This window comes from Cellulosimicrobium sp. NPDC030954 (assembly GCF_055571305.1).
On sequence record NZ_JBVIFN010000005.1, the window covers coordinates 60352 to 79634 of the forward strand.

The 19283-nt window shown below is 73.8% G+C and carries 15 protein-coding genes and 1 riboswitch; of the genes, 12 read left to right on the forward strand and 3 right to left on the reverse strand.

Translation table 11 applies throughout. The features are described from left to right. Nucleotides 1-33: 33 nt before the first annotated feature. Nucleotides 34-708 (reverse strand): histidine phosphatase family protein, encoded by a 675-nt coding sequence (locus ACZ402_RS11755; RefSeq protein WP_375825006.1) that lies wholly within the window; start codon nucleotides 706-708, stop codon nucleotides 34-36. Between the two features lie 229 nt (nucleotides 709-937). Continuing rightward, nucleotides 938-2203, reverse strand: a complete 1266-nt coding sequence (locus ACZ402_RS11760) for a hypothetical protein (RefSeq protein ID WP_375825007.1) — start codon at nucleotides 2201-2203, stop codon at nucleotides 938-940. A gap of 138 nt (nucleotides 2204-2341) precedes the next feature. Here ACZ402_RS11760 and ACZ402_RS11765 point away from each other — a divergent pair, with 138 nt between their 5' ends. The 6 genes from ACZ402_RS11765 to ACZ402_RS11790 all read left to right on the forward strand — a co-directional run bounded on the left by ACZ402_RS11765 (nucleotide 2342) and on the right by ACZ402_RS11790 (nucleotide 13594). Beyond that, nucleotides 2342-2992, forward strand: coding sequence for an RNA polymerase sigma factor (locus tag ACZ402_RS11765; RefSeq protein WP_375825008.1), 651 nt, complete (start codon nucleotides 2342-2344; stop codon nucleotides 2990-2992). Next, a complete protein-coding gene (locus tag ACZ402_RS11770; RefSeq protein ID WP_375825009.1) occupies nucleotides 2989-4098 on the forward strand; it encodes a hypothetical protein in 1110 nt (369 codons plus the stop codon). Before ACZ402_RS11765 ends, ACZ402_RS11770 begins: the two co-directional genes overlap by 4 nt. Nucleotides 4099-4237: 139 nt before the next feature. Continuing rightward, nucleotides 4238-5104 (forward strand): alpha/beta fold hydrolase, encoded by an 867-nt coding sequence (locus tag ACZ402_RS11775; protein ID WP_375825010.1) that lies wholly within the window; start codon nucleotides 4238-4240, stop codon nucleotides 5102-5104. A gap of 571 nt (nucleotides 5105-5675) precedes the next feature. Beyond that, a complete protein-coding gene (locus ACZ402_RS11780; RefSeq protein WP_375825011.1) occupies nucleotides 5676-6839 on the forward strand; it encodes a multicopper oxidase domain-containing protein in 1164 nt (387 codons plus the stop codon). A gap of 182 nt (nucleotides 6840-7021) precedes the next feature. Further along, a complete protein-coding gene (locus ACZ402_RS11785; protein WP_375825012.1) occupies nucleotides 7022-10954 on the forward strand; it encodes a ThuA domain-containing protein in 3933 nt (1310 codons plus the stop codon). Between the two features lie 168 nt (nucleotides 10955-11122). Continuing rightward, nucleotides 11123-13594, forward strand: coding sequence for an OmpL47-type beta-barrel domain-containing protein (locus ACZ402_RS11790; protein WP_375825013.1), 2472 nt, complete (start codon nucleotides 11123-11125; stop codon nucleotides 13592-13594). A gap of 232 nt (nucleotides 13595-13826) precedes the next feature. Here ACZ402_RS11790 and ACZ402_RS11795 read toward each other — a convergent pair whose 3' ends face one another. Beyond that, entirely contained in the window at nucleotides 13827-14462 is a 636-nt protein-coding gene (locus ACZ402_RS11795) for a glycosyltransferase (protein WP_375825014.1), read from the reverse strand. 51 nt (nucleotides 14463-14513) lie between these two features. Here ACZ402_RS11795 and ACZ402_RS11800 point away from each other — a divergent pair, with 51 nt between their 5' ends. The 6 genes from ACZ402_RS11800 to ACZ402_RS11825 all read left to right on the forward strand — a co-directional run bounded on the left by ACZ402_RS11800 (nucleotide 14514) and on the right by ACZ402_RS11825 (nucleotide 19239). Further along, entirely contained in the window at nucleotides 14514-15032 is a 519-nt protein-coding gene (locus ACZ402_RS11800) for a hypothetical protein (RefSeq protein WP_375825015.1), read from the forward strand. A 47-nt stretch (nucleotides 15033-15079) separates the two neighbouring features. Beyond that, nucleotides 15080-15613: a nucleotidyltransferase family protein gene (locus ACZ402_RS11805; RefSeq protein WP_375825016.1), complete on the forward strand. Its 534-nt coding sequence runs from the start codon at nucleotides 15080-15082 to the stop codon at nucleotides 15611-15613. 214 nt (nucleotides 15614-15827) lie between these two features. Continuing rightward, on the forward strand, nucleotides 15828-16214 hold the full coding sequence (locus ACZ402_RS11810; protein ID WP_375825017.1) for a hypothetical protein: 387 nt from the start codon (nucleotides 15828-15830) through the stop codon (nucleotides 16212-16214). A 46-nt stretch (nucleotides 16215-16260) separates the two neighbouring features. Beyond that, a complete protein-coding gene (locus ACZ402_RS11815; RefSeq protein WP_375825018.1) occupies nucleotides 16261-17346 on the forward strand; it encodes a hypothetical protein in 1086 nt (361 codons plus the stop codon). Between the two features lie 239 nt (nucleotides 17347-17585). Continuing rightward, complete coding sequence (locus ACZ402_RS11820) at nucleotides 17586-18440, forward strand: hypothetical protein (RefSeq protein WP_375825019.1); 855 nt, start codon at nucleotides 17586-17588, stop codon at nucleotides 18438-18440. An 11-nt stretch (nucleotides 18441-18451) separates the two neighbouring features. Then, nucleotides 18452-18567: riboswitch (SAM riboswitch) on the forward strand. 66 nt (nucleotides 18568-18633) lie between these two features. Next, nucleotides 18634-19239, forward strand: coding sequence for a hypothetical protein (locus tag ACZ402_RS11825; protein ID WP_375825020.1), 606 nt, complete (start codon nucleotides 18634-18636; stop codon nucleotides 19237-19239). The last annotated feature ends 44 nt before the right edge of the window (nucleotides 19240-19283 follow it).

The following is a 19283-nucleotide window of genomic DNA, read 5'->3' on the forward strand; positions in this document are numbered from 1 at the left end:
ATCGACAGCAACCCCGTGCTCGGCGGGAATGGCTCAGACGGGGACGGCGGCGCCCGACGGCGCGGGGCGTGCGGCGACGCGGCCGTGCCCGGCGACGTCGACGCCGACCGCGAGGACGCGCGGGACGCCGTCGGTCACCTCGACGGTGGACACCGACGCGTTGGGCAGCGCCGCGAGGCCGGACGGGTCGAGCGTCGCGAGCCACGCGCCGAGCGTGAGACCGTGCCCGACGACGAGCACGTGCCGGTCGAGCACCGCACCGGGGCGGGACGCGTCGTCGTGCGCGGCGACGACCCGTGCGAAGACGTCGCGCACCCGGGTCATGAAGTCCCTGCCGGGCTCGCCGCCGCCGACGCCGGGGTGCGTGCCGGCGAGCATGCGCGGCACGAGCTCGGCCCACGGCTCGACCGCGTCGAGGTGGGACTCCGGGCGCCGCTCGTACGAGCCGAACGACAGCTCGCGCAGGTCGTGGTCGACGGTCAGCGGGAGGTCGGGGTGGTGGCGCAGGATCTCCATCGCCGTGAGGACCGCGCGGCCCTGCGGCGAGGAGTACGCGGCCGCGAAGTCGTGCCGCGCGAGGTGCTGCGCGGTGACGCGCACGCCTGCGCGCCCCGTGCGGGTCAGGGGGGAGTCGCACGACCCCTGCAGGTGGCGCCGTGCGTTGAGGTAGGTCTGCCCGTGTCGTACGAGCGTGATCGTCAGGGTCATCGTCGCTGTGCCCCTCTCCGGTCGTCCCGGTCTGCTGGTCACGGCCGACGCTAGGTGGTCCCGGTGTCGTGACGACGACGTCCCGGTGACGAACGCGTGGCCGACGCCGGAACGCCGCGGGCCGGACGCGCCGCGGCACGGTGGCGCAGCGGCGCACCGGCACCGCCGCACGGCGGCCTTGAGGACCGGCGGCTGGGCGGACTGGGCGAGCCTCGCGACCCGGCGACCGTCACACGGACGCGGGGACCTCGTCGCGCTCGGGGCGCGCCGCCCGCTCGCGATCCGAGCCGTCGGAGCCGTCCGAGCCGTCCGAGCCGTCCGAGTCGGTCGAGCCGTCGGAGCGGTCGGCCGCGTCCGCGGGCTCCGTCGACGACCCGCCCGCGCCCGGTGCGGCGCCGTGCTCCTCCGAGTGGGCCGCGGGCGTCGCGGCGGGTGCGGGCCACGGCTCCTCGGCGTCCCCGGCGGCGTCCGGCACCGCGCCGGCCGCCCGGTGGACGACGACCGCGAGCGGCGCGACGAGCACCCCGCACACCAGGCCCCACGCCAGGCCCGCCTGCAGGACGGGGAGGACGCGCCCGGCGTCGGGCAGGACGCCGCCGGAGGTGACGGTCGAGACGACGACGGGCACCGCTGCGGCGAGCGCCGCGCCCGCGACGCACGCGAACCAGGCGGAGAGCAGGAGCGCCCAGCGGCCCTCCGCCGGGGGCAGGCGGCGCGCGGCGAGCGCGGTGAGCAGGCCCACGGCCAGCCCGACCCCGAGCGGCAGCACGAGGTGCACCGGGTCGGCGAGGAGCGCGTCCCGGTCGACGGCGAGCCGTGCGGAGGGCAGCAGCACGACGTCCCGGGCGACGCCCCACGGGGACTGCGGGTCGGACGCCCCGGGGAGCAGGGTCCGCCCGACGCCGGCGGCCGCCCAGAGCACGCCCGTCGCCGTGCCTGCCGCGAGGGCGGCGGGCCAGGCGCGCACCGTCGCGGGGGCGCGGGTGTGCCGCGTGCCCGCCGGGTCGTCGCGGCGGTCGGTCAGCGCGCGCGTCACGACGACCGCGAGCCCGACGAGCAGGCCGTTCACGAGGCCCCACCACCCGCCGAGCGCGGTGGCGACGAGCTCCGTGATCGTGTCGGCGCGCCACGGCAGCGTCACCCCGGCGAACCACGCGGCCGTCGCGGCGAGCGCCGACGCGGCGACGACGGTGAACCAGACGCCGAGGAACGTCGCCCAGCGGCCGGTGCCCGACGGCAGGCGCCGCAGCACGAGCTGCGTGCCGGCGGCGACGATCGCCCCCGCGAGCGCCGCCGTGAGCAGCGTGCTCCCGGACACGGGTGCACCGCCCGCGACGGACGCGGTCGGGTGGGGGAGCAGCGCGCGGACGACGGCGCCGGGGACGGGGAGCGACGCCCCGGACAGCCAGTCCCCGAGGCGGCCCGTGACCACCCAGAGGACGGCGGTGAGCGTTCCGGCGACGACGACGGCGGGGACGGTCCTCGATGACGGCATCCTGCGAGGGTAGTGGCACCGTGCCGCCGGCCGCACCGACCGGTTCGTCCCGGCTGTCATCCTGGGCAGCCTGCCGGACATCCCCTTGCGGAGCGCCGCGCGGGGCGGCGTCGAGGACGACGACAGGAGCGAGGGCGGATGTCCCCACCCCCCGAGGCGGAGGCGCGCGAGCGCCTCGACCGCCTCTACCGCGACCATGCGCGGTCCGTGTACCGGTGCGCGGCGACGCGGCTGTCCCCGCAGGACGCGGAGGACGTCGTGTGCGAGGTCTTCGTGGTGGCCTGGCGCCGGATCACGGAGGTGCCGCCGTACGAGCTCGGGTGGCTCCTGCGGGTCACGCGCAACGTCATGGCGAACCACCTGCGCGCGGGCTCGCGCCGGGCCGCGCTCGCCCGCCGCGTCACCGGTGTCCTCCCGGCGAGCGTCCCGGACCATGCGGGCGACGTCGTCGGGCAGGACGCCGCCGAGCGGCTGCTCGCGCAGCTGCCCGTGCGCGACCAGGAGGTCCTCCGGCTCCTCGTGCTCGAGGACCTGTCCGTCCCCGAGCTCGCCGAGGCTCTCGGGTGCCGGCCCAACACCGCGTCCGTGCGGGTGCGGCGCGCCAAGGAGCGCCTCGCGCGCCTCTACGCCGAGCTCGACCGGTCCGCGGCCACGCCGAGCCGGTCACCGAGCCGGACCCCGAGCCGGTCCGTGCCGCGACCGTCACCGGCCGCGCCGTCGTACGCCACCGCGACGGCGGCCACGGCCGGCACCACCGTCGACTCACCCCGAGAAGGGACGACCCCGTGAACGACCCGATCCACCGCCTGCGCACCGAGAGCGCCCGCCCCGACGCGGACGTCCCGTTCGACGCCGTCCTCGCCGCCGTCCACGCCCGCACCGCGGGCGAGCGCCCCGGGGCGCTGAGCCGGAGGCGCCGGACCGTCCGTGTCGCGGCGGTCGGTGCCGTGGGTGCCGGCGCCGTCCTCGCGGGCGCGCTCGCCCTGCCCGGCCTCACCCCGGGGTCCGGGCCCGACGCCGAGCCCGTGGCCGCGCCGTCGCCGACCGCGGAGGTGCGGGACGGCGTCGTCGGGGAGGACCCGGGCACCGACGGCACCGTGGTGGCCGCCGTCGCGTACGTCGAGAGGGCGCGCACCGCCGTCCAGGACGTCGACCTCTCGACCCTCGTGCTGGAGGTCGGGTCGACGTTCGGCGTCCAGCACCCCGGGGAGAGCGAGCTCGACACGTCCGCGGACCGGACCTTCACGGCCGGCGACGGGAGCGCGACCCGCTGGGTCTCCGAGCAGGACTCCGCGGCGTCGGTCGCCGCCCCCATGGTGGGCGTCGAGGAGGTCAAGCACGCCGACCCGGCCGGGCCGGAGGGGCAGATGACGTACTGGTGGGTGAGCCCCGCGGCCGGTGTCTACACGCGGTTCACGCTGCCGGTCGAGAACTGGGACGACATCCAGGAGGGCACCATCCGGGAGCAGCTCACCGCGCAGATGACGGACCTGGCTGCGCAGATGGACGCGATCCAGGCGCTCGCCGACCAGCCGGGCGTCGTCACGAGCGGCCCCGAGGCGCGGACGGTCGGTGGGCGCGCGGCGACGTGCTTCGAGCTCTCCGGTCCCGGGTCGGCGGCTCCCGCGGGCGAGGCGTCGATGTGGGTCGACGGCGCGCCGGGCACCGTCGACTGGACGCGGGCCGCGTGCTTCGACGACGAGACGCACCTGCCGCTGTCCGACGAGCGGACCGAGCACTACCTCCTCGACGGCGCCACGGAGCCGAGCCTGTCGGTCACGACGTCGGACTACACCTGGCACCCGCGGGACGACGCGTCGCTCGCCCTCCTCGAGCCGTCGGTCGCGGGCCTGCGCGAGGTCTCGCAGGACGAGTTCGCGCGCCTGACGAGCTGAGCAGCGACGGCTGAGGAGTCGGCGGCGGCGACGGCCCGAGCGGTCGGGCGCCGCCGCCGATGAGTTCTCGGTGCGGCGGTCGTCAGAAGGCACGGGAGCCCCGGTGCACGGCCGCGGGCGCGACGACACGGAGGACGCCATGAGCGAGCGCACGACCTACACCCTGGACGTGCCCGGAGCCGTCGTCGCCTACGACGTCTGGACGCCGGACGTCGCGGGCGACCGGCGCCCGGTCGTCGTCATGGGGTCGCCCATGGCGGCGTCCGGGTTCGAGCAGCTCGCCGGGCTCCTCGACGACCGGGTGGTCGTCACGTACGACCCGCGCGGCACCGAGCGCAGCACGCTCGCGTCCGACGGGGAGGTCCCGGTCGAGGCGCACGCCGACGACCTGCACGCGGTGGTGACGGCGGCCGGCCTGGGCACGGTGGACGTCTTCGGGTCGAGCGGGGGCGGCGTGGTCGGGCTGTCGTGGGTCGAGCGGTACCCGGGGGACGTGCGGACGTTCGTGTCGCACGAGCCGCCGATCACGCCGCTCCTCGAGGACGCCGCGCTCGCGACCACGGTCCAGGCGGACATCGTCGCGACGTACGGCCGGGACGGCTTCGGTCCCGCGATGGCGAAGTTCGTCGCGCTCGTCAGCCACGTGGGCCCGCTGCCGGCCGACTACCTCGGCCGGCCGGCGCCGGACCCGGCGATGTTCGGCTTCCCCACGGCCGACGACGGGTCGCGGGACGACCTGCTCCTCGGCAGGAACCTCGCGACGATGCCCGCCTGGGCACCGGACGGCGCGGTGCTGCGGGCGTCGGGGACGCGGGTCGTGCCGGCGGTCAGCGCGCAGGGCGAGGGCACGCTCGCCTGGCGGGGCGGCGCGGCGCTCGCGGAGCTGCTGGGCGTCGAGGCGGTGACCTTCCCCGGCGACCACGGCGGTTTCATGGTCAGCGAGTGGTCGCCGCACAACGACCCGGCGGCGTTCGCCGCTGCCCTGCGCGAGGTGCTCGACGCCTGACCCGCGCGCGTCGCGCGCCCCGAACGACCCCCGAGCACGGGGTGGTCGACCGCCTCCCCGAGGCGCGGTCGGCTGCCCCGTGCTCGGTATGTCTCCGGCCGGTGTCACCGAGAAGTGTCGACTGACTCGGGACTTTTGCTTGTTGTCGACACAACTTTCGACCAACTGTTGACATCCACCCCTGACTGCGGTGTCATAAACCTCGTTGCCCCTGGAACCGACCAGGGGACCGGACGTCGGGCAGGGGAGCGCGGCGTCCGGACCGACAGCCGACGGCGCGCACCGACGCGTGCCCCGGCGGGACCACGGCGGTCCCGGACCTCGCCCCACGGTCGGTCTCCCACCGGCTGCGAGACGAGCCCCGCACGACCGAGCACCTCACTCGACCCTCTGCGACGCGGGACACCCCCGCACGACCCAGTCCTGCCCACAGTGCACCCCCCCACAGCACCACCCGGGGAGACTCCGCGCGCCCACGTGGCGCCGGTCAGCGTGACGGCGAGCGCCGGCACGCCGGTCCGGCGCGCCCGCGAGCCGCCCGGACGACCCCGTACGCCCGGAAGGAGTCCCCATGCCCGACCAGACGACCGAGACCGAGACGCCCGCCAGGCCGCTCTCGCGACGGGCGCTTCTCGCGGGGGCAGGCGTCGTCGCCGCGAGCCCCGCGGCCGCTCTGCTGCTGGGCGCCGGCGGCAGCGTCGCCGCGGCACCCCCCGCCGCCGCCGCGACGACGACCGGCGCGGCCACCGGTGCGGTGGCCACCGCCGTGGGCGACGTCCGCAAGATCACCATGTACGCCGAGCGGATCTCCGACACGCTCGTCGGCTACGGCCTCGAGCGCGGCAAGGCCACGGTCCCCGGCCCGATCCTCGAGATGTGGGAGGGCGAGACCCTCGAGATCACGCTCGTCAACACGACGGACAAGCGCCTGTCGATCCACCCGCACGGCGTGAACTACGACGTCAACAGCGACGGCAGCGCCTTCAACAACTCCTTCAACGAGCCGGGCGAGACGCGGACGTACACCTGGTCGACCGTCAAGATGGCGCGCGACCGCGGTATCTGGATGCCGGGCAGCGCGGGCTACTGGCACTACCACGACCACGCGTGGGGCGACCACGGCACGCAGGGGATCGCCGCCGGGCTCTACGGTGCGCTCGTCGTGCGCCGCATCGGGGACGTCCTGCCGCAGAAGCAGTTCACGATGGTCTTCAACGACATGACCATCAACAACAAGGTCGCCCCGGACACGCCGATGTACGAGGCCAAGCTCGGCGAGCGCGTCGAGTTCATCTGCATCGGCCACGGGAACCAGCTCCACACCTTCCACCTGCACGCGCACCGCTGGGCGAACAACCGCACCGGCCTGCTCGCGGACCAGTACGACACGAGCCAGGTCGTGGACAACCGGGACCTCAACCCGGGCGACGCGTTCGGGTTCCAGGTCGTCGCCGGTCTGGGCGTCGGCCCGGGGGCGTGGATGTACCACTGCCACGTCCAGTTCCACTCCGACGGCGGGATGGCCGGCATCTTCCTCGTGCGCAACGCCGACGGCTCCATGCCGCCGGGGGCGCAGGAATCCATCGACCGGTTCCAGGGTCACGGCAGCCACACCATGTCCGCGCCGTCGGGCGGGACCGCCACGACCGACGGCGCGGCGGCCACCACCGGTGGTGCCGCGGCCGGAGGGACCGGGCCGGCCGTCGTCGACCTCACGGGGCACGCCGGCCACTGAGCCGTCGGCTGATCCAGCACCGACGGGTCGCGGGCTCGCCCCGCACCAGCACCACCCGCCAGCACGACCCGCTCCCGGCCCGGCCGGGAGCGCCGCACCGATGACGAAGGAGTTGGAGAGTGCTGTCCAGACGATCGACATCCCCCACGAGGGGACGCTCCCGACCAGGAGCACTATTGGCCATGACCGTGGGCCTCACGAGCGTCGCGCTCGTCGCGAGCGCCGCCGTGATCCCGGCGTCCGCCCAGCCCGTCGCGACGGCGCCGAGCAGCGCCGTCGCCTCGAGCGGCGCGCTCGCCACGGCTCCGGTCGCCACCGCCGCGGCCACGACGGCCGTGCGCGTCCTCGTGTTCCACGGCGCGCCCGACGAGCAGACCGACCCGGTCGTCGCCGCGACCGCGGCGCTGACCGAGCTGGGTGCCGCGAACGGGTTCGACGTCGAGGCGACGTCCGACCCCGCGATGCTCAGCGAGGCGACGCTCGGCGAGTACCGCGGCGTCGTCATGCTCTCCTCGGAGGGCATCGAGCTGAGCGGCGAGCAGGAGGCCGCGCTCCAGGCGTACATCAACAAGGGCGGTGGCTTCCTCGGCGTGCGCGACGCCGCGCGCGCCCAGTCCGCGTCGAAGTGGTTCGAGGGCCTCGTCGGCGCCCGGATCCAGGGCGCGACGATGACGTCGGAGAAGGTCGCCGAGGCGACCGGCACCGGCCGCAGCCCGGCCGCCGAGACGCCGGCCAAGGCCGTCGACGGCGACCCCAACACCAAGTGGCTGACGTTCGCCCGCACGGGCCAGCTCACGCTGCGCATGGAGCAGCCCGTCGCGCTCGTGAAGTACGGCATCACGTCGGCGAACGACTCCGCGGGCCGCGACCCGAAGAACTGGAAGGTCCAGGGCTCGACCGACGGGCAGACGTGGGTCGACCTCGACACGCGCACCGACGAGGACTTCCCGCAGCGCTTCCAGCCGCGCACGTTCGACGTCGGGAACGAGACCGAGTACGGCTGGTACCGCCTGGACGTCACCGCGAACTCGGGCGACGCCGAGGTCCAGCTCGCCGAGTTCTCGATCTTCGGCCCCGACTCCGTCGAGCAGCCCGACCCGGAGATCCCGCTCGAGGAGCGCACGGTCGACCTGGTCGACCGCCAGCACCCCGCGACGGCGGACCTCCCGCTCACGTGGGACCGCGAGGACCGGTGGCTCGACTGGGCCGACGACCCGACCGGTGACGTGCACACGGTCGCGACGCTCGAGCCCGGCCCCGAGGCCGGCCCGACGACGAACCCGTTCCAGCCCCTCTCCTGGTGCCGTGACTACGACGGCGGCCGGTCGTTCTTCACCGGCATGGGCGGCACGCCGGAGAGCTGGCAGGACGCGACGTTCCGCGAGCACCTGCTCGGCGCGCTGCAGTGGACGACGGGCGTCGTGCGCGGCGACTGCCAGGCCACGATCGCGTCGAACTACAAGGCCGAGCGCCTGTCGAAGGTGAACACGGCGGGCACGCTCGACCAGAACGGCGAGCAGCACGGCCTGACGATCGCGCCCGACGGCACGGTCTTCTACATCGGCCGCGGCGCCTGCGCGACCGGCCCGATCGTCCCGTGGAGCGACCCGAACGTGGGCCTCGGCTGCGGCACGATCCACCAGTGGGACCCGGAGACGGGCGAGGCGAAGCTGCTCACGACGCTCGACGTCATGGGCAACCGCGGCAGCGGCGACGAGCTCGTGAAGAACGAGGAGGGCCTGCTCGGCATCGTGCCCGACCCCGACTTCGCGACGAACCACTGGCTGTACGTGTACTGGATGCCGCACGAGAACATCGACCGTGAGCGTCGCGTCGGCTACCGCACGGTCTCGCGGTTCACCTACGACCCGGCGACCCCGACGATCGACCAGAGCACGCGGGTCGACCTGCTCGAGTGGGAGACGCAGATCCACAGCTGCTGCCACGCGGGCGGCGGCATGGCGTTCGACAGCAAGGGCAACCTCTACGTCGGCTCGGGCGACAACAACTCGTCCGGCGGCTCGAGCGGGTACTCCGGCAACAACTGGACGCAGGAGTACGCGGGCCTGAGCTTCCAGGACGCGCGCCGCACGGCGGGCAACACGAACGACCTCAACGGCAAGATCCTGCGGATCCACCCCGAGGACGACGGCACGTACACGATCCCCGAGGACAACCTGTTCCCGGTGGGCGAGTACCCCGCGGACAAGACGCGTCCGGAGATCTACGTCATGGGCGTGCGCAACATCTCGCGCCTGCAGATCGACCCCGACACGGACTGGCTGACCGCGGCCTGGGTCGGCCCGGACGCGACCCTCCCGAACCCGGACCTCGGCCCGGCCAAGTACGAGACCGCGACGATCATCACGTCCGCGGGCAACCAGGGCTGGCCGTACTGCATGGGCAACGGGCAGCCGTACCGTGACCGGAGCAACGAGGACGCGAGCGTCCTCACCGACTGGTACGACTGCGACAACCTGAAGAACACGTCGCCGCGCAACACGGGCCTCGTGGACCTCCCGCCGGTGCGCGACAACATGATCTGGTACTCGCCCTCGGGCGGCGGGCCGGTGTTCCCGGACCGCGGCAACGGCATCCCGTCGTACGTCGACAGCGAGGCCACCTACACCATCCCGTGGCTGCGGGGTGGCGGCCAGGCCGTCATGTCCGGCCCGACCTACCGCCAGTCGCAGGTCGACCCCGACTCGGACGTCGCGTGGCCGTCGTACTGGGAGGGCAAGTGGTTCATCGGCGACCAGTCGAACTCGAACAACCGCGTCGCGGTGACGGTCGACCCGGAGAACCTGGACGCCCCCGTGTTCATGGAGGACCTGCGCCAGATCATCCCGGGCGGTCGTGGTGACGGGCTGCTGCAGAGCTGGATGGACGCGAAGTTCGGTCCGGACGGCGCGCTGTACCTGGTCGACTACGCGGGGGGCTTCTTCAGCCTCGACCCGAACCAGAAGCTCATGCGGATCACGTACCAGGGCGGGGCTCCGACCCCGGCTCCGGCGGCGTCCGCGACGAGCATCCAGGGCGACCCGCTGACGGTGCAGTTCACCGGTGCGCGTTCCGGTGGCGTCTCCTACCTCTGGGAGTTCGGCGACGGCTCGACCTCGCGTCAGGCCAACCCGAAGCACAAGTACCCGCGCGTCAAGAACTACGAGGCCAAGCTCACCGTCACGTACGCGGACGGGACGACGGCCACCGTCACGACCGACGGCTCGCCGTCGTGCACCCTGCCCGACGACCGCGAGACCGTGTTCTTCGGCGAGGTCGACTCCACGGTCGAGAACCGCGACCTGGGCGCCTGCAACATCGCCGACCTGTTCCAGGACGAGAAGGAGTGGCGCTCCCACGCCCGGTTCCTGGCGCACGTCGAGTCGGTGGCGAAGAGCCTGTACGACGACAGCCGCATCAGCGACCGCGAGCGTGCTCGCCTCGTCGACGCGGCGGCCCGGTCGCAGATCGGCGCGTACCCCGGCGGGTACCGCACGATCTTCGACGGCACCGAGGCGTCGCTGTACGACTGGTTCCAGGCTCCGGGCGGCAAGTTCACGCTCGAGCCGGGCGGCTCGCTCAAGTCGAGCGGCGGCCTGGGGATGCTCTGGTACGCGGGCGAGGAGCTCGGGGACTTCTCCGTGAAGCTCCTGTACCGCGACGTCTCGGCGGGTGACCACTACGCCAACACCGGCGTGTTCACCCGGTTCCCGAACCCGAACGACCCGGGTGACGCGCAGTGCGCGAACAACCAGTCACCCGCGTGGGTCGCGATCTACTGCGGCCACGAGATCCAGATCTACGACGGACCCACGGGCGAGCCGCAGAAGACGGGCTCGGTCTACAACTTCGACCCGGTCGGCCTGAACACCGGCGGGGAGAAGCCCAAGGGCGAGTGGAACGAGTACGAGATCCGGGTCGTGGGCCAGCACTACACGATCATCCGCAACGGCGTCGTGATCAACGAGTTCGAGAACGCGCCGGGGATCCAGTCGTCCCGTGCGGGCGACCCGCCCACGGACCTGCGCCAGTTCGACAGCGGGTTCATCGGGCTGCAGAACCACGGGAACTCGGACCTCATCGAGTTCCGTGACGTCCGGGTGGCGGACCTGTAGCACCGCCCGGCGGGGACGGCCCAGCCGGCCGTCCCCGCCGACCCGGGGCCGCCGTCGTCCCGCACGACGGCGGCCCCGGGGCAGGCCGCACGGCCCGCCCGACCCGCGCCCGACCAGCCCGAACCCAGCCTGACAGAACCCCAGACACCCCCGGAGGAGTGCACCCTCATGGAACGACGTACCAGTCCCGGCGGCTCCCGCCGCCGCGGCCCGCGGCGGCTCCTCGCCGCCACGGTCGCCGGACTCACCGCGACGACGGTCCTCACCGTCGCCCCGGCCTCGGCGACCCCCACCGCACCGGCGACGGCGTCGTCCGCCGTCGTGTCCGCCGCCGACGCCACCGTCGCCGCCGAGCAGGTCCTCACCTGGACCGCGGACAACAGCGTGACCGACTACAAGACCTTCCCGGCCACGGCCGAGGCCGGCCCTGCGACTCTCGTCTTCGAGAACAGCATGGCGACCGGCAGCACGTTCGGCATGAGCCACACGCTCACGTTCGACACGGGGACGGCCGGCTACAACCACGACGTCGACGTCAACATCCTCGCGAGCCCGTTCGACGCCAACGGCGGGCGCCACGAGGTCCAGGTGAACCTCACGCCGGGCACGTACCGCTACTTCTGCGCCATCCCCGGGCACGGGGAGATGTGGGGCGAGCTCGTCGTCACCGACGGCGGCGGGGGCGACGACACGACGGCCCCGTCCGTGACCGCCCAGGTCACCGGCGAGCAGGACGGCGACGGCGCCTACGTGGGCGGCGCGACCGTCACCCTCGCCGCGACCGACGACGACTCGGGCGTGGCCGGGGTCGAGTACGACCTCGACGGCGCGGGCTGGCAGGCGTACACCGAGCCGTTCCTCGTCGACGCCGTCGGCGCGCACACCCTGCAGTTCCGCGCGACCGACACGGCGGGCAACACGTCCGAGGCCCAGACCGCGGAGTTCACCGTCGTCGAGGGCGACGTCGAGGAGGACACGACCGCGCCGACCGTCGAGCCCATGGTCATGGGCCAGCAGGACGAGAACGGCGCGTACATCGGCACGGCCGCGTTCATGCTCCACGCCTCGGACGAGGGGTCGGGCGTCGCGTCGGTCGAGTACCAGGTCGACGGCGGCGCGTGGCTGCCCTACACGACGACGGTGCCCTTCACCGACCTCGGTGAGCACACCGTCTCCTTCCGCGCGACCGACGTCGCCGGCAACGTGTCCGAGGTCGGCTCGGTGACCTTCACGGTCGTCGAGGACGGCGAGCAGGACACGACCGCCCCGACCGTGACCGCGGAGGTCACGGGAGAGCAGGACGACAACGGCGCGTTCGTCGGGTCCGCCACGGCGACGCTCACCGCGACGGACGACGCGTCCGGCGTGGAGAGCGTCGAGTACGACCTCGACGGCGCCGGCTGGGCCCCGTACACCGAGCCGCTCGTCGTCGACGAGCCCGGCGAGCACACGCTCGTCTACCGGGCGACCGACGCCGCGGGCAACGTGTCCGAGGAGTCCGTCACGGAGTTCGTCGTCGTCGCCGACGCCGGCGAGGACACGACGGCCCCGGTCGTCGAGACGCAGCTCAGCGGCGCGCAGGACGAGGACGGCGCCTACGTCGGCTCCGCGTCCGTGCAGCTCACCGCGACCGACGACGGCTCCGGCGTCGCGTCCGTCGAGTACGACCTGGACGGTGCGGGCTGGACCGAGTACACCGAGGCAGTCGTCGTCGACGAGCCCGGTCGGCACACGCTCGCCTACCGCGCGACCGACGTGGCGGGCAACGTCACGGAGCCCGCGAGCCTCACGTTCGACGTCGTGGCCGGCCAGGGCGGCGACACCGTCGCCCCCACGGTCGACCACCGCGTGATGGGCGGGGCGAAGAACGAGGCCGGCGAGTACCTCTCGACCGTCTTCCTGCGCCTCCTCGCGACGGACGCCGACTCCGGCGTCGCCTCGGTCGAGTACCAGGTCGACGGCGGGGAGTGGCTCCCGTACGCGAAGCAGATCTCCGTGCGGACTCCGGGCGCGCACACCGTCACGTACCGCGCGACGGACGTCGCGGGCAACGTCTCCGCCCTGAAGACGGCGACGTTCGTCATCGCGGGCGGCGAGGAGCCGGGCGACACCGACGGCCCCGTCGTCACGGCCGCCGTCAGCGGCAGCCGGACCCGTGACGGCGACTTCGTCGCCAGCGCCCGGGTCACGCTCACCGCGGTGGACGAGGAGTCGGGCGTCGACCGCATCGAGTTCCAGGCCGACGGCGGTTCCTGGCAGCGCTACGCGGCCCCGGTCGCGTTCGCGGCCGACGGCCAGCACGTGGTCCGCTACCGCGCCGTCGACGGCGTCGGCAACGTCACGACCGGCGAGGTGACCTTCACGGTCCTGCAGCTCGTCCGCGACCGCTGCGTGGGCTCGGACGTCCGTCCGACCGTCGTCATCGACGGCCACGACAGCACCGTCCAGAACTACGACGACGGCACGGGCTGCACCGTGAACGACTACGTCGCCGAGACCGACGAGTACTCGACCCACCGCGAGTTCGTCGACCACGTGAGCCTCGTGACCGAGGACCTCGTGTGGGACGGCGTGCTCGACGACGCCGAGCGTGAGCTCATCATCGCCGCGGCCGAGCTGTCCGACATCGGTCGCCGCTGACCGACGCCTGACAGTCCGACCGAACCAGTCCGATCGACGACGGCCCGACCCCGCACCCCCCCAGGTGCGGGCTCGGGCCGTCGTCGTACCCGGACCACCCCAGCTGCCGCCCTCCCGTTCCCGCGCCGAACACGACATGAAGGTCGTTATCGGTCGTCTGGCGACTCTCATGTCGTGCTCGACGGCGGGTGAGGTCGTGTTCGGCGCGTGGCTGCCGACGTCGGCGGCCGGGTCAGGCGGGCGGGTCGCCGTAGACCGGGCGCGCGAACGCGAGGACGATGCCCACCCCGCCGCGCTGCGCGAGGCGCGCGCGGTCCTCGGGGTGGTCCAGCAGGTGCCGCAGGACGCGGGCGACCGCCTCGGCGTCCGCGACGTCGACCGTGTCCGGGTCCGGCCCGTTCGCCGGGCGGACCTGGAGCAGGTCCTCGCCCTCGGCGTGCCGGGCCCGCGCGCCGTCGTGCAGCTCGACCCGCAGCGTCGGGCGCCGCTCGCCCGGCTCGACCCGCACGGCCGCGACGTCCTCCCACCGCACGACGACCCGGACCACCTCCGCACCGCCCACCGGCAGCTCGACCTCGTGCGGCCGCAGCACGACCGCCGCCTTCGACGGCCCGCGCACGTAGGCCACCAGCCCGCCGCCGAAGGCGACGGCGACGATGCCGATCAACGCCGCCGCGAACCCCTCGTCGTTCCGCAGGAGCCACACGGCGAACCACACCGCGCCACCGCACAGCGCGATCAGGATCAGCAGCACCGCGAGGTAGTCGACGACCGGCGTCAGGCGCTCGCGCCCGCGCACCCCGCCGCGCACCGCCGTCCACACCATGCTCGGCCGGTACGGCTGCCGGGGTCGGCGGTCGCTGCTCACGGTGGACAGTCTGCCGGACCGACGGTCGGAAGCACGTGGCAGGGTGGCGGCATGACGACGCTCACCCAGGTCCGTGCGGCCGCGCTCGCCCTGCCCGAGACGGCGGAGGGTTCGAACGCCGGGACGGTCGCCTTCGCCGTGCGCGGGCGGCGGTTCGTGGCGGTGACGAGGGCCGCCGTCGTGCAGCTCCGGCTGGTGGATGACGACGTCGCACGGCTGCTCGCCGAGCACCCGACGGCCTCGCGGGTGACGCGCGGCGACCACCTGCTCGGCGCGGGCGTGCCCCTCGCCGACGTCGACGGTCTGCAGGCCAACCACTGGGTGCGGCGCGCGTGGCTCGCCCGTGCGCCCCGGCGCCTGGCCGCGACCCTCCTCGCGGCCGACGGCGCGGAGCCCGGCACGGTCGGCGACCTCCCCGCCGCCATCGGACGGCCCGCCACGCGCGCGCTCGCCGGGGCGGGCATCACCACGTTGTCCGACGTCGCCCGGATCGCCGACGCGGACCTGCTCGCCCTGCACGGGGTCGGGCCCCGGGCCGTGCGGATCCTGCGCGAGGCCGCGAACGGGTGACGAGCGGGCAATGGTGCCGATAGCATCTGATATCGGAGGTGGGGATGGTGGAAGGGTCGTCGGTCGAGGCCGCGTTCGAGGCGTATCTCGGTGGGCTCGCGACGAGGGCGCGCGCCCTGCGGGACGAGGCGAGCGCGACGCTCGAGCGGGGTGCGCGACAGGCGGCTGAGCTCGGATGGAGCCAGCGGCGCATCGCCGCAGGCCTCGGGAGGAGTCAGCCGGAGATCAAGCGACTGCTCGATCGGTCTGCCGAGCCCGGTGCCGCGGCGAAGGTCGAGGCGAGCGCGGGGCCGACGACGGTGCTCGACACCGTGCTGCGCGGGAAGCGCGACGCGGTGGTCTCTGCGGCTGCTCGGCACGGAGCAGGGAACGTCCGTGTGTTCGGGTCGGTCGCGACGGGCACCGACACGCCCGAGTCGGACGTTGACCTCCTCGTCGACGTGGACGACACGGTGGGCCTCATGGGGCTGGCCGCCCTCCAGCTCGAGCTCGAGGAGATCCTGGGTCGCGCGGTGGACGTCGTGCCGGAGCGATCGCTCCGGCCGGAGGTGCGCGCCACCGTCCAGGCGATCCCCCTGTGAGGCGGACCGACGCCGACCCTGCGCGACCGTCGAGAACGATCTCGTCGAGTACGCCGCAGCCCTGAGGAGCGTCGCGGCGAGGAGTGGCTGAGCGCTCGAACCTCGCTGGCTGAGCCTGGAACTCCGGCGCCGGGCTACGTCTCCCGCGGTGGGTGCGAGCACGATGTGCGCGCACCTCTTGCGCATGTGCAGTTACTGCACGTAGGGTCACTGCATGGCCACGGACCCGTCGCGACACCCTCGACCTCGCCTCGACGCCGCACGCGCAGCGCTCGACGAGGCGTCGACCGCCGCGCCGGGCGAGGCCGTCGAGCCGCTGTCGCGGGCACGCGCGCTCCTCGACGTCGCGCTCGACGAGGCGATGGCCGAGGCGCTGCTCGCCGGGTCGTCCATGCGTTCCGTCGCCGAGTCGGCCGGCGTCGCGCCCAACACCGTGCCGCCCCGCATCGCGCGGACCCCGGCGCTCGCGGGCTACTCCGGCCCCGACGGCCGCGTCTCCGCCGAGGGCGTCACGCGCGCCCGCTACGACCGCGAGCGGGGAACCCCGCCGCCCGAGCCGACGACCGCCGTCGAACCGCTGAGGTTCCGCCGCCGCACCTAACCGTCCACAGCACCGTCCGTCCAGCAGCACGACGAAGGGAACCGCCATGCCTGACCAGACCCTCACCCACCTCGCCATGCTGCTCGACCGGTCCGGCTCGATGCAGTCGATCAAGCAGGCCACCGAGCAGGGCTTCGACCTGTTCCTCACCGAGCAGCGCGACGCACCCGGCCGCTGCACGGTCACGCTCGCGCAGTTCGACAACGAGTACGAGGAGGTCTACACGGACCTCGACGTGCGCGAGGTCCCCCCGCTGGACCTGCACCCGCGTGGCATGACCGCGCTGCTCGACTCCATCGGGCGCCTCGTGCAGACCACGGCGCTGCGCATCGCCCAGCTCCCCGAGGAGCAGCGGCCCGGCGCCGTGATCGTCGGGATCATGACCGACGGCCTCGAGAACGACTCCAAGGAGTACACGCACGCCGCGATCAAGGCGCTCGTCACCGAGCGCGAGGAGCAGTTCGGATGGACGTTCCTCTACATGGGCGCCAACCAGGACGCGATCGAGGTCGGCGCGTCGCTCGGCGTGAAGCGCGAGCGGTCGCTCACGTACGACACGGCGAACGTCGACCAGGCGTACGCCGCGACGTCGCGCAGCATGGCCGCGATGCGTGGAGCCGTGTGGGCCGGCGCGGCGCCCGCTGCCGCGCGCGACCAGCACGCCGCGTACACCGAGGCGGACCGTGCGGCGGCAGGTGGCTCCGCGCCGGGGCGCGCGAGCACTCCGACCGGTCGTCGCAGCCCTGTGCCCGCACCGGTGCGGCCCGCCCCGCGCGGGACGAAGGACGACCCGTTCGACGAGCCGCACCTGCTGGAGCACGTGCGGTCGGTGCTCGCGACGGGCGCGCCGACGCTGGCCGACGTGGGGACGTTCGGTGGACGCGCCGTCGTCTGGGCGACCGTGCGCGGCGTGCCGGTCTACCTCAACGCGGACTCGTCGCGCGCGGCGCTGCAGCAGCTCGTGGATGCGGCCGCGGGTGGACCTCTCCCGTGGACCGTCATCGCGAGCCAGAGTGGCCAGCTCAACAAGGTGACGTTCCGGTCCGGAGCGCGCGTGCCCGGGTTCTACTGCTACGCGCGCGAGATCCAGCCCACGGCAGGCCCGCTGGGAGGCGCCGTCGTCGCGCGCTGAAGGTCCGACGCCGTGGGACGGGCCGCGAGGTGCGGCCCGTCCTGCGGTGCAGCTCCGGCTGTGGGCCGCCGAGGCGAGACGACGCGGTCGTCGACTCCCTGCCTTCAGAGAGTCGACTACCGTGCCTCCAGAGACGGCGGGTGAGTACCCGACGCACGACGTGAGCAGGGGGCTGCTTCATGGAGGATCCGCGCGCGGCGGCGAGGGCGGGACGAGTCCGGCGGCACGCACGATGGGTCGTGCCGCTCGTCGCCGCACCCGCCGTGTTCCTCGCTTGCGTCCTCGCCCTCGACGCGCTCAACCGGCACGAGCTCTACCACGGGGCGTGGGCGTTCCTCGTGCTCCTGGTGGTCGCCGTGGCGTTCCTCGGGCCGGTCGCCCTGCTCGCTGTCGCGATCGCAAAGGGCGCCAGGACATTCCGGGAGCACCGGCGCAGCCGCGGTCGGTTCTCTGCGACCGAGCGTGCCGAGATCGGCCGGCGCGACGCCGCCGCGCACGCGTGGGCGAACGCCCAGGGCCTGCACCGGCATCTCCTCGCGCGGGAGGTTCCGCCCACGCTGCGGGTGTGGGACGTCGTCCCGTACGCGGGCGAGGAGTTCTTCTGCGACGTGCCCGCCGGGTACGCGCGCTACTACGGGACGACTGTCAGCTACACGCAGACGTCGGGGTTCTACTACGGGCGGCCGTCGTTCGTCCTCACCGGCCTTGCCGTGACGGCGATCGCCAACGCCGCCGAGCGCAGCGCCGCCCAGGCGCAGGCCCGAGAGCAGTGGCGTGAGCGCTGCGTCTCCCGGCTCGTCGTGAGCAACCACCGGCTGCTGGTCCAGGTGCATGGGCGATGGCTGTCGTTCGACTACTCCGCGATGACGGCGGTGTTCCCCGAACCCGGCGGGTGGGCCCTCGTCTGCCAGTTCTCCTCGACCGAGCCGCTCTTGCTCACCGGCGACCACGCCCCCTTCGCCGCGGTGATGACCCTGTACAGGACGCACGGTGAGCAGGCGCTGAGAGATCACCCCGGTCTGGAGCCGCTCCGGCCGGTGCACGGCCCGGCCAGCCCGGGGAGCGAGGTTGCGTCCGATCAGCGGGTGAGGTAGACATCTGCCCAGGTCACGAGTGACCGGCGAGACGCCCTCCGCGTGCCGGTCCGGCAACCGCGCCCCTCGCGCACGGTGCCCCAGGAGGAAGACCGGCCCTGGCCGAACGGTCAGGGAAGTGCGAGGTCGACGTCCGCCTCGGTGCGTTGCTGCGCGCCCGGGTGCCGTCGGCCCTGACCGAAGGGCTGCTCCGATGAACCCGACCCCGACCATGACCCTGTGGGTCCGTACCGACGACCCGTGCCAGCTGCTCGTGAGCGACGAGGGGCACCTCGTGTGCCCGGTCCACACCGGGCACCCGCGCCCGGTCCCGTCGCGCGGGTGCTCGTTCAACCCGTTCCTGCGTCTCTGCCACGTCTGCCTGAGCGAACGCGTCCAGATGACGAGCCGCTTCCACATCGAGCGGCGCGTGTGCGACGCGTGCCAGAAGATCGACGCCGCGATCGCCACGTCGCTCGGTGCCGAACCCCTGACCGGGATCACGCAGGACCACCAGACGCTGCGGCGCATGGAGGCCTACGTCACGCTCGTGTTCCCGACGCGGTGGCGGCGCGCGCGCGAGAGCGGCCTCGGCGTCGTCGAGCTCGACACGAACGCACCGTTCTGGGACAGGAAGCCCGACCGCCGGGTCGAGCCCCAGCCACCCATGACGGTGCGGCACTTTGCGCGACTCGACCACTGGCGCACCCGCGGTGGCGGCGGGCCGGACTCCGTGTCCCGCCGCGCCGCGTTCCTCGCGTGGGCACGGGCCGTGCACCCCGCGAGCCCCGTGGCCGTCGCAGCGGGTGAAATCCCGTGACGCGGGAGACCGCAGGTCGTCAGACCCGTGACGTCGTCGGCACG

Excerpts from the sequence above, each read along its gene's own strand:
- ACZ402_RS11775 (WP_375825010.1), top strand. The coding sequence starts at position 4,238 with ATGAGCGAGCGCACGACCTACACCCTGGACGTGCCCGGAGCCGTCGTC.
- ACZ402_RS11825 (WP_375825020.1), top strand. The coding sequence starts at position 18,634 with ATGAACCCGACCCCGACCATGACCCTGTGGGTCCGTACCGACGACCCG.
- ACZ402_RS11765 (WP_375825008.1), top strand. The coding sequence starts at position 2,342 with ATGTCCCCACCCCCCGAGGCGGAGGCGCGCGAGCGCCTCGACCGCCTC.
- ACZ402_RS11755 (WP_375825006.1), bottom strand. The coding sequence starts at position 708 with ATGACCCTGACGATCACGCTCGTACGACACGGGCAGACCTACCTCAAC.
- ACZ402_RS11780 (WP_375825011.1), top strand. The coding sequence starts at position 5,676 with ATGCCCGACCAGACGACCGAGACCGAGACGCCCGCCAGGCCGCTCTCG.
- ACZ402_RS11785 (WP_375825012.1), top strand. The coding sequence starts at position 7,022 with ATGACCGTGGGCCTCACGAGCGTCGCGCTCGTCGCGAGCGCCGCCGTG.
- ACZ402_RS11810 (WP_375825017.1), top strand. The coding sequence starts at position 15,828 with ATGGCCACGGACCCGTCGCGACACCCTCGACCTCGCCTCGACGCCGCA.
- ACZ402_RS11760 (WP_375825007.1), bottom strand. The coding sequence starts at position 2,203 with ATGCCGTCATCGAGGACCGTCCCCGCCGTCGTCGTCGCCGGAACGCTC.
- ACZ402_RS11800 (WP_375825015.1), top strand. The coding sequence starts at position 14,514 with ATGACGACGCTCACCCAGGTCCGTGCGGCCGCGCTCGCCCTGCCCGAG.
- ACZ402_RS11815 (WP_375825018.1), top strand. The coding sequence starts at position 16,261 with ATGCCTGACCAGACCCTCACCCACCTCGCCATGCTGCTCGACCGGTCC.
- ACZ402_RS11790 (WP_375825013.1), top strand. The coding sequence starts at position 11,123 with ATGGAACGACGTACCAGTCCCGGCGGCTCCCGCCGCCGCGGCCCGCGG.